Origin of the sequence: Labrenzia sp. THAF187b (assembly GCF_009363375.1) — a bacterium.
Classification (GTDB): domain Bacteria; phylum Pseudomonadota; class Alphaproteobacteria; order Rhizobiales; family Stappiaceae; genus Roseibium; species Roseibium algicola.
Genome location: NZ_CP045344.1, coordinates 4,565,823 through 4,577,463, shown reverse-complemented (window position 1 = coordinate 4,577,463; position 11,641 = coordinate 4,565,823). Strand labels below are relative to the sequence as shown.

Here is an 11,641-nt window from a genome sequence, read left to right as displayed (position 1 = left end):
GCGAACGGGAATAAGGAGCAGCGCCGCATGACGGTCGCGACCGCAGAAGAAACAACCGGCAACACCGGTTACGACGTCGAAACCATCCGTCGGGATTTTCCGATCCTGTCGCGGGAGGTTTACGGCAAGCCGCTGGTCTATCTGGATAACGGTGCTTCCGCCCAGAAACCCCAGCAGGTGATAGATGCGGTGACCAAGGCTTACTCGGAGGAGTACGCCAACGTTCATCGTGGCCTGCATTTCCTGTCGAATACCGCAACGGACAACTATGAAGCCGCGCGCGAGAAAGTGCGCCGTTTCCTGAATGCCGGATCCGTCGATGAGGTGGTTTTCACCAAGTCCACGACCGAGGCGATCAACCTGGTGTCATATGGTCTCGGGCCCGACTATTTTGCCGATGGCGGTGAGATCGTTCTGTCGATCATGGAGCACCACTCCAACATCGTGCCTTGGCATTTTCACCGTGAACGTCACGGTGCGAAGCTGAAATGGGTCTATGTTCGCGAAGATGGCTCGTTCGATCTCGATGCCTTTGCTGATACCTTGACGGACAAGACAAGACTGGTTGCGCTCACGCACATGTCGAATGTTCTGGGCACGGTCGTTCCGGTGAAGGAAGTTTGCCGGATCGCACATGAACGCGGCATCCCGGTGCTTGTGGACGGAAGTCAGGCGGCCGTGCATCTTCCTGTCGACGTTCAGGATATCGATTGCGACTACTACGTCTTCACTGGACACAAGGTCTATGGGCCGTCGGGCATCGGGGTCCTGTGGGGCAAGCCGGATCGGTTGAAAGCCTTGCGTCCTTTCAATGGCGGCGGCGAGATGATCCTCGACGTGACCGAGGACCTTGTTACCTATAATGAACCGCCACACAGATTTGAGGCCGGGACGCCGCCGATCGTGCAGGCAATCGGTCTTGGCGCGGCTCTCGACTATATGGATGCGATAGGCCGAGAAAACATTGCACGCCACGAAGCAGATCTGAAGGATTATGCCCACCGGAAGCTGCGCGAGATCAACTCTTTGCGAATTTTCGGGGATGCGCCGGACAAGGGCGCAATTGTCTCGTTCGAACTGCAGGGCGCCCACGCACACGACGTTGCCACGATCATCGACCGGGCAGGGGTCGCTGTGCGGGCAGGAACCCATTGTGCACAGCCGCTCTTGGCAAGATATGGTGTGACCTCTACATGTCGGGCAAGCTTCGGGCTTTACAACACGCGTGCGGAAGTGGACGCGCTGTATGAAGCCCTGTTGAAGGCTCAGAGCTTTTTCGGGTAAGGACGGACCCCATGGAAAACGCTACCACAATCGATACCGGCGCGGACGGCGAAGAGTTGCAGACGGAAGTCTCGGCCAAGAGCGCCATTCCGGCAAATGAACTCGACCAGCTGACCACCGATATCATCGGTGCTTTGAAGACGGTCTACGATCCGGAGATTCCGTGTGACATCTATGAGCTTGGCCTGATCTACAAGGTCGATATCGAGGATGACAGGTCGATCAACATCGACATGACCCTGACGGCCCCTGGCTGCCCTGTGGCTGGCGAAATGCCGGGCTGGGTGGAAAATGCCGTTTCTGCGGTTGCAGGGGTGGGACCGGTCAACGTCGATATGGTCTTCGACCCTCCCTGGACACCTGATCGCATGTCTGATGAAGCGAAGGTTGCGCTCAACTGGTATTGAGCTTCAAGCCTTTAATCGGATAAGCTGAAACCCCATATCAGGTTTAGCATTCGCTGCACTGAACGAGGATCATATGGCTTCCGCCGCTAAATTCCAGGTGATGACCCTGACTGACGCCGCCGCCGAGCGCGTGAAGGAACTTGTCGAGAATTCCGACAAGAATGCCATCGGCTTGCGTGTTGGTATCAAGAAGGGCGGCTGCGCCGGTATGGAATACACCATGGAAATGGTGGATGCGGCGCGGCCAGGTGATGATGCCGTTGAAGACAAGGGGGCGAAACTCTTCGTGGATCCTTCTGCCGTGCTCTTTCTGCTCGGCACGGAAATGGACTTCGAAGTGACCAAGTTCCGTTCCGGCTTCATCTTCAAGAACCCGAATGAAGTGTCTGCCTGTGGCTGTGGGGAATCCGTTTCGCTTCAGGCTGCGGACCTGAACGCCCTGGCACGCTGAACGCGCCTTTCTATCTATTCGATGAGATTTTCATGAGCCTTTTCGAGCGGCTGAAGGCCGACGCCGGCCCGCAGTGGTCCGACTACACCCATCACGCATTTGTTCAGCAGCTTGGCGCGGGTACGCTGCCGTTATCTTGTTTCAAGCACTACCTGGTTCAGGACTATCTGTTTCTCATCCAGTTCGCCCGCGCTTATGCGCTTGGCGTCTACAAAAGCCCGTCAGTCGCCGACATGCGTCAGTCACTGGAGGGGGTAAAGGCGATTCTGGATGATGAACTCGACCTACATGTCGAGATGTGCCGCGGTTGGGGCATGGAGCGTGACATGATCGAGCAGGCACCAGAAGACACGCCCACAGTGGCATATACGCGCTTTGTGCTCGATGCCGGTATGGCTGGTGATCTCCTGGACCTCCAGGCCGCTCTTGCGCCTTGCGTGATTGGATACGCGGAAATTGGAGCCAGGCTGGCCGCGGAAGGCTGCGACACCGATGGCAATCCCTACACACGCTGGATCCGGGAATACGCCAGTGAAGGCTATCAGGAACTCGCAAAGGGCTTTATCGCCTGGCTAGACGGAACTGCAGGCCAGACGTTGACGGAGCATCGATACCCGCGCGTGCTGTCCATATTCGAGAAGGCCTGCCGTCTGGAAAGTGATTTCTGGCAGATGGGGCTGAATGCAAAAGACTGAGACAGTTTCTGCTCAGCCCCTGTTTTTCCAATGAATTTAGAAACTTGATACTTGATCAGGGACGATGCCTTGGGTCAGGCAACGTCTTCCCGTTGATCCACCCCTGCAAGATCCTTTTCAGTCTTCACAAGGTTTCGACCGGAATCTTTTGCAAGGTAAAGCGCTTCGTCCGCGCGCGAAACGATGGAATGGACCGTATCGATGTTCTCGTAGGTTGCGATGCCGACAGAGATCGTCACACGGCCGAGATTTTCTCCCGTTGAACGTTTCACGAGTTCTTTGGACATCACCGCATTTCGGATGTTCTCGCCAATTTCGGCGGCATCTTCGAGCCCGACATGTGGCAGAATGATCGCAAATTCCTCACCGCCATACCGGCAGGCGATGTCCTGTGCCTTGATGTTCTGTTTAACCGCAAGTGCGACAAGTCGCAGAACCTGGTCGCCAGTCTGGTGGCCATAGGTGTCATTGAACTTCTTGAAGTGATCGATGTCGGTCATCAGCAAGGAGAAGCCACGACCGCTCTCCTTTGATTGATCGATGACACGTTCAATCGAGTTCTCGAAGTGCTTGCGATTGTTGAGTGTCGTCAACTCGTCCGTCAGGGATTCGTAGCGGATCGCTTCCAGTGACGACTGCAGGTTCTCAATGTGTTTCTTGGACTCCAGCAGCTGGCTCTCCAGCTTGCGGTTGGAAGCAACTGCATTCTGGGTCGATTTCACCAGATGTGTGACGTAATTCTGTAGTTTCTCCGGATCGGAAACCGACCTGATCTTTTCGCCTGCCTGCTCGAGCGCGGTGCCATAATCGGACGTGGCGTCGGCACTCAGCTTTAGCGTATCGACCAGTTCTTCAACTTCCCGGGAAACCTTGGAGCCAACTTCGTCCAGGCGATCACCGAGCCGTGTCGGCGACAGGAAACGGCCATAAAGGGTCAGCATCTCGTCGGTGCTGATCCTGCCGTTGGATTTTATGGATTCATTGACGGCCCTGTTCAGGCCTTGATTGTATCCAGCCGCGTAAGTGTACCAAAGCTCGTAAGAACGAGGGTAGGCTGGCAGCACATTCTTCTTGATGTAACTGATTGCGGACTCTCCATACTGGATAGTCCGCTTATGGTCGTCTTCATCCGCCATCAAGTTTCTCTCACCCATGCCTTGCGAATCCGCCCCACACGGACACAAGAACTAGGTTTTAAACTCGGCTGGAAGGTTTAAGGAGCCGTTAAGCTTAAGGCAAAACCTGGAGAGAATTCGGCGTTACGAGGCCTTTTTAGGCCGCGGCTCACGCAGAAGAAACGCAGGAATGTGAACGCCAGCACCGAAGGCAGGTTCCAGTTTATCGTTTCTGGAGCGCTTGCCACTCTGCCGTTGCGGCAGGTTTGAGACCGGTGTCGGGTTCAGCATTTCCGGGAGTTCCTCCATCTGCTCTTCCACGACTTCGCGTGGCTTGCTCTGCGACCGGCGACGATTGGAAGGCTTGGGTTGTTCTGCAGCCTCGTTGTCGTTGCTCGACCGTGCGTTCCTGGAAGGCTTGCCGGCCTTGCGGCGTGCCTTGCGTTCCTGAGCGGCAGCTTCGAAATCTATCGCATCGCCCAGCCAGTCGATGTCCTTCTTGATCAATGTCTGAATGGCATCGAGGTATTTCTGGTCTTCACCGGTTACGAGCGTGAAGGCAGTGCCCTTGCGTCCGGCGCGGCCCGTCCGGCCGATCCGGTGGACATAGTCTTCGGCATTGCTCGGAACATCGAAGTTGAAGACGTGGCTGACCTCGGGAATATCGAGGCCACGCGCGGCAACGTCACTCGCGACAAGAAGCTTGATCGTTCCCTTCCGGAAGTTGTCCAGCATCATCATGCGTGTGCGCTGGTCCATGTCACCATGGAGCGCGCCCACGTTGTATTCATGACGCTCCAGAGACCGGTAAAGCGTCGTCACGTCCCGTTTGCGGTTGCAGAAGACAATCGCATTCTTGAGGTCTTCAGCACCTTCCAGCAGTTCGCGCAGGGCTGCGCGCTTTTCGTAGTCCTTGGACTCGGCCGCCTTCAGAAACTGAGCGACATTTTCAGCCGTCGACGAGGTCGGTGCGACTTCGATACGGGCCGGATTCTGCAGGAAAGTTTCTGTCAGTCGCTGGATTTCCGGTGGCATCGTCGCCGAGAAGAAAAGAGTCTGACGGGTGAACGGGATCAGTTTGCAGATCCGCTCGATATCCGGAATGAAGCCCATGTCGAGCATACGATCGGCTTCGTCGATGACGAGGATTTCAACACCCTGCAACAACAGCTTGCCGCGCTCGAAGTGATCAAGCAGACGGCCAGGCGTCGCGATCAGAACATCTGTGCCACGGTCGAGCTTCTTGTCCTGGTCGGAAAAGGACACACCGCCGATCAGCAGGGCAACGTTGAGTTTATGGTTGGTGCCGTATTTGGCAAAGTTCTCTTCAACCTGCGCAGCGAGTTCGCGCGTCGGTTCCAGGATGAGCGTGCGCGGCATCCGCGCACGAGCGCGGCCCTTTTCGAGCAGCGTCAGCATGGGCAATGTGAAACTTGCGGTCTTGCCGGTCCCGGTCTGGGCAATGCCAAGGATGTCGCGGCGCTCAAGCACCTGCGGAATGGCTCCCGACTGGATTGCCGTGGGTTCCTTATAACCTGCTGCTTCAACTGCAGCGAGGACCTTCTCGCTAAGACCGAGAGTATTAAATGCCATGGAGCGCTTTGCCCGAATGTTGTGATTGTTAATCGGCGGCGCCGTGGGAACCGCCGGTGCCAATGTGCGCACACCCTACATTCATGCGCTCAGGTGTCAATGCGCTTGAGAGGTAAAATCTCAAGAAAATCGAGTAATTCCGAGTACGATTTGCCATCTCAGTTAATAGTGCAACCAAGTTGGTTCATGAAATCGGCTGCAAAATCAGTATGCGTTGCCCAAAATGCAGGCGCAAACAATGGTATGTGTTTCCGAAAGTATCGTTTCAGCCGGTATTCGATACGTAAAATTGCGCAGCGTCAGGCAGAAAGAGCCGTCGGTTTGTAGAACAGGTCGTAGTCTGACTTGTAGCGCCGCCGCAGCTGCTGAACCAGGCCGTCTTCGGTAAACGACAGCAGCGTGTCCCTGCCGACAAAATTGTCCACGTGATACGCGACAGGAGATTTCGTGCGGAACCTCAGCGAGCTTTCCGAAAGAAAAGTCGCGAATGACTGGTCGAAATCTTCAAGCTGCAAGATCAGATCGGCCGTCAACATTCCTTTGTAGGTGAGGGCAGCTGTCTGGCTGCGAAACAGATTGTCTGCTTCCAGGTCCGAGATCGACGCAACGTGTGACACGAACTCCTGAGGTGTCATGTCCTGATTGAACTGGCGCTCTTCATAATAGGCCGGAAGTGGATCGGCACTCAGGATGACTTTCTCGTAACAGTAGGCCAGCCGGTGCATCGGATCCTGAACCCAGGCTGCGACTTTCATTTCGGGATGCCGCCGTTTGAGTTCGCGTGCTGTCAGTAACTCTACATTCCCGTGGAAGAGCAGCCGTTCCGTGGCGGCGGTCCGAAGATCAAAACCGGAAAGGGCCTTGAGCTTGTCTGTCCCGGCAAGGCAATGAAGAACCGGGCGCAGAAGTTGAAAAGCAGGTTCCGCGATACGGGCAAAGGCGATCTTGTGCTTGGGAAAAGCCAGGAAGACATGATTTCGCAAGGGGCGAAGCCGTCTGTCCAGTATCGAATACATCCGGTTTAACATGCTACGTTTCCGACCGGTCAAATAGGCAGTGCGGGCAAAAATATACGCCCGCCCAACCTCTTCAAAAAAAGATATAGATCAAAATACCTGCTGTTGCGGCTAAATATCAAGATCCTCAGCGAATTCAGCGTTGTCCTGAATGAACCGGAAGCGCGCTTCCGGCTTGTTGCCCATCAGCCGTTCAACGGTGTCGTTGGTGTCTGTTACAGCTTCTTCTTCGACAACGACCTTCAGCATGGTCCGCTTGGACGGGTCCATTGTCGTTTCCTTCAGCTGAGCCGGCAACATTTCACCCAAACCCTTGAAACGGCCGATTTCCACCTTGGATTTACCCTTGAAGACGGTCTCCATCAATTCGTCTTTATGGGCATCGTCGCGTGCATAGAGGCTCTTCCCCCCCTGGCTGAGGCGATAGAGGGGTGGCACGGCCAGGAAGAGATGGCCGCCACGGATAAGTTCCGGCATTTCGCGGTAAAAGAAAGTAATCAAAAGTGATGCAATGTGGGCGCCGTCGACGTCAGCATCCGTCATGATGACGATCTTCTCGTATCGCAGGTCACTTTCCCGGTATTGGGAGCGCGTGCCGCAGCCAAGGGCCTGGATGAGATCGGCAAGCTGCTGGTTGGCGACGAGTTTGTCGCGCCCGGCGTTTGCGACGTTCAGGATCTTGCCGCGCAAGGGCAAGACGGCCTGGTTGGAACGGTTGCGCGCCTGTTTGGCCGAGCCACCTGCCGAGTCACCCTCCACGATGAAGAGTTCGGTGCCATCGGACTGGTTTGCCGAGCAGTCGGCAAGTTTGCCAGGAAGGCGCAGCTTGCGCACGGCTGTCTTGCGGGCGACGTCTTTTTCCTGGCGACGGCGCAAACGCTCATCCGCGCGATCGATCACCCACTCCAGAAGCTTGTTTGCCTGGTTGGGGGAGGCCGTCAGCCAATGGTCAAATGCATCACGGACAGCCGTCTCCGCAATGCGAGTGGCTTCGTTGGTCGCCAGCTTGTCTTTGGTCTGGCCGACGAATTCGGGCTCACGGATGAAGACGGACAGCATTCCGCCGGCTGATGTCATCACATCATCGCCGGTGATGATGGATGCCTTCTTGTTGTTTGTCAGTTCGCCATATGCCTTGAGACCACGCAGCAGGGCATATCGAAAACCCGCTTCGTGAGTTCCGCCTTCCGGTGTCGGCACGGTGTTGCAGTAGGAACTGACAAAGCCGTCGCCGGCAAACCAGCTCACGGCCCATTCCACGGACCCGTGTTTGCCGGCGTTGTCGGTGCGGCCGAAGAACACGTCGTCGACGACACGGCGTTCCTTGGTCAGTCTCTCGTTGAGAAAGTCGCGAAGCCCGCCGGGGAAGTGAAACACGGCCTCGGCTGGTGTTTCGTCCTTTTCAGACAGCAATTCAGGCGCGCAGTGCCAGCGGATCTCGACACCGCCGAAGAGATAGGCCTTGGACCGCGCCATCTTCAAAAGACGCGCCGGGACAAATTTGGCGCCTTTGCCGAAGATTTGATCGTCTGGTTTGAAGCTGACCTGGGTCCCGCGTCTGTTCTGGGTGTCGCCAACCAGCTCGAGAGGGCCCTGGGCGTGACCGCGGCGGAAAATCTGGCGATAGAGCTTGCGGCTGCGCGCGACCTCTACAATCAGTTCCTCTGACAGCGCATTGACCACGGAGATGCCGACACCGTGCAGACCGCCAGAGGTCTCATAGACCTTGCTGTCGAACTTGCCGCCCGCATGCAGCGTCGTCATGATCACTTCGAGAGCGGACTTGTCCTTGAACTTCGGATGAGGATCGACAGGAATGCCGCGGCCGTTGTCGGTGATCGTCAGATAGCCATCGCCGGAAAGAGAAACGTCGATCCACGTCGCATGGCCGGCAACCGCTTCATCCATGGAGTTGTCGATCACTTCGGCAAAGAGGTGATGCAACGCCTTTTCGTCGGTGCCGCCGATATACATGCCTGGCCGGCGCCGAACCGGCTCGAGCCCTTCGAGAACCTCGATGTCGGCCGCTGAATAATCGTCGCTGACCGCGACAGGCGCAACGGGACGCGGCTTTTGCGGAGCTGGGGCGGGCTCATCTTGTGTCATTGGGGCAGAGACCGCCGCGTTGCCTGCAAACAGATCGTCTTTTGCGCTCATTCCGTATCGCCTGATGGGTCTTGGGTCACAGTTTCTACAAACTCAGCGCTGTTACCTACACCGAATCATGTCTCAGTTTGAAGGACAAAGATAGAACGGCAAAGGTAATTGGCCAAAAGCCCCCGTTTTCAACAGCCAGGGGCCCAAAAATCCGACCTGGAAACACATCATCAACCCGCCTGTGTTGAAATAAGGGTCTTGAATGGGAGAGGGGCGGTCACAATATGTGCCAATTCCGCAACAGTTACTGACAGAGTCATTTGCAGGGCCCCGGTTTGCCACCGTTGCCCCTGTTCGGCCATGTTTGCCCGTCACCCGTTACGCTAATGTCTGGGACGACCAGATCGGGTTCAACACCTGAAGTGGTTCACAGTCCGGACAAAAGTGTCAGGAAATGGTCTTATTTCGGCGTCGTATGGCCCAACTTAAGACGAAATGATCGGCCAATTTAGGCCACTCCGAAACAGTGGGTCCTGCAGGCATATGCTTTGGGGCCGAAGAGACAGAAAATGCGCTTGGCGCGGACAAAAAACAAGAAAGTCCGTCGGGGATCTGTTTCGTTGCCGACGGATAATAGTGTGACTGGGATGCCTAAGAACAGCACAAAGCTTCAACGCATGGGAAGAGCCGGAACCGTGCTCGGTGCGTTGATCCTGATCGGCCTGACAGGGCCTGTGGCCGCCTTTGACGGTCAGCCGGCGCCTGCACGGGCGATCGGTCCGAACGATCTTTCCCCGTCTGAAGCACTGCGGGCCGGTGCCCGCCAATATTATTCCGGCGACAAGGCCGCTGCGCTTGGTTCGCTGCAGTATGCCGCCGAAAACGGTCAGCCCATGGCCGCCTGGAAGCTGGGTGAAATGTATGCCTCCGGCGACGGCGTCAAGGAAGACGACCTCAAGGCCTTCGAATATTACAGCCAGATTGTTCGTGAGCACGGTGAAGATCGTCCCGATGCACCGGATGCTCCCTTCGTCTCAAGCGCCTTCGTTGCGCTCGGTTCCTACTATCTGAACGGCATCGACGGCGCTGTGCCCAAGAATGAATCGCGTGCCCGTCAGATCTTCACGCATGCCGCGTCCTATTTCGGCGATGCCGATGCCCAGTATGAACTTGGCCGCATGTACCAGGAAAACAACAGCCGCATGGCTGTTCGTTGGTACAATCTTGCCGCGCTCAAGGGGCATGTTGGCGCCCAGGCACGCCTTGGTGAAACGCTCTATGCACTCGGTACGTCGGACAAGAAAAAAGCTCGCGGCCTGATGTGGATGACCGTTGCCCGGGAACAGGCCAAGGGAACGGATGCCAGCTGGATCCATTCCATGCACGAGCAGTATTTCGCGGTTTCGCCCGAACCAGTCAGGCAGATGGCCAGATCAATGGCTGACGGATGGTTGAAGCAAAATCGCCCGGACGTGCTCACAGCACAGCAGTTGCCCGCACAATAACCTCAAGCTCTAGAGCCCGATCTGAGCACTATGTGGGTGTGATCGTGCGTCTTGGATGGCTTTCGCACAAGCCGTCCCAGCTCTGCTCGGGTTCGAAGCAGGAGCGTGCCAAGGCTGCAGAAAATCAGCTTTATCTTGCGAGTGGGTCTTCAACCTGACGGATGACTTGGTGTCGTCGGACGACTTGTCGTCCTTTTATCGATCGCAGGGCTTAGAATTTGGGTCAGTGGACAAGGCGCGTTGCTGATTTGCCAGGACGTGTTGTTCAGCACCATTTCGCAAGTCGCCATTCGCAGCCCGGACGGGCTCTTCAGGCAGATAGATTCACCTACGCCGTATTTCTCGCCCTTGTATCGGCAGGTACACGAGACGTCCTGCGCCCGAGCTGTGCTGCCTGTCCCAAGAACCAGACCCAAAATCAGTCCGGAAAACAACAAGGCGGTGACCGTAAAAACCGAACGCCCGGCAATCGAAGTCGTTACCGGTGTGTCTGTTCCGCATGTCGCCGTCGCGGATGTTGGTCGGCTGAGCGTCATCCCATGATGGAAAAAAGCTTACCATGACGTCAGCCGACTGCAAGCACGGTTTCCGGGCACGCACCGCGCTTCACGCCTGCATCAGCGGTGGAGCCGGATTTTTGGAGGCAGTTTCAGTCTCAAGCAGCCAGCTTCACCCAGACTGGCACATGATCCGACGGCTTTTCCCAGCCGCGCACATGCTTGTCGATACCGCACCCTGAGAACCGGTCTGTGGCCTGCGGCGACATCAGAATATGATCGATCCGAATGCCATTGTTCTTTTGCCAGGCACCTGCCTGATAGTCCCAGAACGTGAATGTTTCCGGCGCTTCGCTGCAGGACCGGACTGCTTCGGTCAAGCCGAGGTGGGTGAGGGCACGGAAGCGTTGCCGGCTCTCAGGTTGAAAGAGAGCGTCTTCCAGCCAGTTCTGCGGGTTCTTGGCATCTAAGGGATCGGGGATGACATTGTAGTCCCCCAGAAGCAGGAATGGCGTTTCTTCTGAAAGCCGCTTTTGAGCGTGCGCAATCAAGCGGTCCATCCACTCGAGCTTGTACGGAAATTTTTCTGTTCCCAGCGGATTGCCGTTGGGAAGGTAGAGGCAACCGATTCGAACCTGGCCGCTATCCGTCGACAGACTGCCTTCAATATAACGGGCCTGTTCGTCCGCATCGTTTCCAGGCAAGCCGCGCTGAATATCAGTCAGCGGCGTCTTGGACAAAAGCGCCACACCGTTGAAACCCTTTTGGCCGTGTGTTTCGACGGCGTAACCGAGGTCTTCAAACGGCTGACGGGGAAAGTTCTCGTCGACGGACTTGATTTCCTGAAGGCAGGCGACATCCGGAGACGCTTCCTTGAGCCACTCAAGGACAGTGTCGATACGTGCCTTGACGCCGTTTATGTTCCAGGTCGCAATTTTCATGAGCGCGGTTGCCTCAATTGTTCGAAACTGCCGGGGCAAC

At 56.3% G+C, this 11,641-nt stretch carries 10 protein-coding genes; 5 read left to right on the top strand and 5 right to left on the bottom strand.

Annotated features, from left to right (window positions below; all coding sequences use genetic code 11):
• Window positions 1-27 precede the first annotated feature (27 nt).
• The 4 genes from FIV03_RS21085 (at window position 28) to tenA (ending at window position 2,837) form a co-directional block, all read left to right on the top strand.
• Window positions 28-1,284, top strand: coding sequence for a cysteine desulfurase (locus tag FIV03_RS21085; RefSeq protein ID WP_075283955.1), 1,257 nt, complete (start codon window positions 28-30; stop codon window positions 1,282-1,284).
• An 11-nt stretch (window positions 1,285-1,295) separates the two neighbouring features.
• The gene (locus FIV03_RS21080) at window positions 1,296-1,691 is read left to right on the top strand and encodes an SUF system Fe-S cluster assembly protein (protein WP_006933232.1); all 396 of its coding nucleotides are present in this window, start codon (window positions 1,296-1,298) and stop codon (window positions 1,689-1,691) included.
• Between the two features lie 73 nt (window positions 1,692-1,764).
• Complete coding sequence (sufA, locus tag FIV03_RS21075) at window positions 1,765-2,142, top strand: Fe-S cluster assembly scaffold SufA (protein WP_022998742.1); 378 nt, start codon at window positions 1,765-1,767, stop codon at window positions 2,140-2,142.
• A 32-nt stretch (window positions 2,143-2,174) separates the two neighbouring features.
• On the top strand, window positions 2,175-2,837 hold the full coding sequence (tenA, locus tag FIV03_RS21070) for a thiaminase II (protein WP_152510863.1): 663 nt from the start codon (window positions 2,175-2,177) through the stop codon (window positions 2,835-2,837).
• A 74-nt stretch (window positions 2,838-2,911) separates the two neighbouring features.
• Here tenA and FIV03_RS21065 read toward each other — a convergent pair whose 3' ends face one another.
• From FIV03_RS21065 to parE, 4 genes are all read right to left on the bottom strand, one after another.
• Window positions 2,912-3,973, bottom strand: a complete 1,062-nt coding sequence (locus FIV03_RS21065) for a GGDEF domain-containing protein (protein ID WP_152510862.1) — start codon at window positions 3,971-3,973, stop codon at window positions 2,912-2,914.
• Window positions 3,974-4,096: 123 nt separating this feature from the next.
• The gene (locus FIV03_RS21060) at window positions 4,097-5,545 is read right to left on the bottom strand and encodes a DEAD/DEAH box helicase (RefSeq protein WP_152510861.1); all 1,449 of its coding nucleotides are present in this window, start codon (window positions 5,543-5,545) and stop codon (window positions 4,097-4,099) included.
• A gap of 299 nt (window positions 5,546-5,844) precedes the next feature.
• Window positions 5,845-6,573, bottom strand: coding sequence for a sulfotransferase family 2 domain-containing protein (locus FIV03_RS21055; protein WP_152510860.1), 729 nt, complete (start codon window positions 6,571-6,573; stop codon window positions 5,845-5,847).
• Between the two features lie 99 nt (window positions 6,574-6,672).
• Window positions 6,673-8,718 carry a DNA topoisomerase IV subunit B gene (parE, locus tag FIV03_RS21050; RefSeq protein ID WP_152510859.1) on the bottom strand — a complete coding sequence of 682 codons (2,046 nt, stop codon included), beginning with the start codon at window positions 8,716-8,718 and terminating at the stop codon, window positions 6,673-6,675.
• 587 nt (window positions 8,719-9,305) lie between these two features.
• Between parE and FIV03_RS21045 the strand changes: the two genes are divergently transcribed.
• Window positions 9,306-10,163 carry a tetratricopeptide repeat protein gene (locus FIV03_RS21045; RefSeq protein WP_173013998.1) on the top strand — a complete coding sequence of 286 codons (858 nt, stop codon included), beginning with the start codon at window positions 9,306-9,308 and terminating at the stop codon, window positions 10,161-10,163.
• Window positions 10,164-10,818: 655 nt separating this feature from the next.
• Here the strand turns inward: FIV03_RS21045 and xth are convergent.
• On the bottom strand, window positions 10,819-11,601 hold the full coding sequence (gene xth, locus FIV03_RS21040) for an exodeoxyribonuclease III (RefSeq protein ID WP_152510858.1): 783 nt from the start codon (window positions 11,599-11,601) through the stop codon (window positions 10,819-10,821).
• Between the last annotated feature and the right edge of the window lie 40 nt (window positions 11,602-11,641).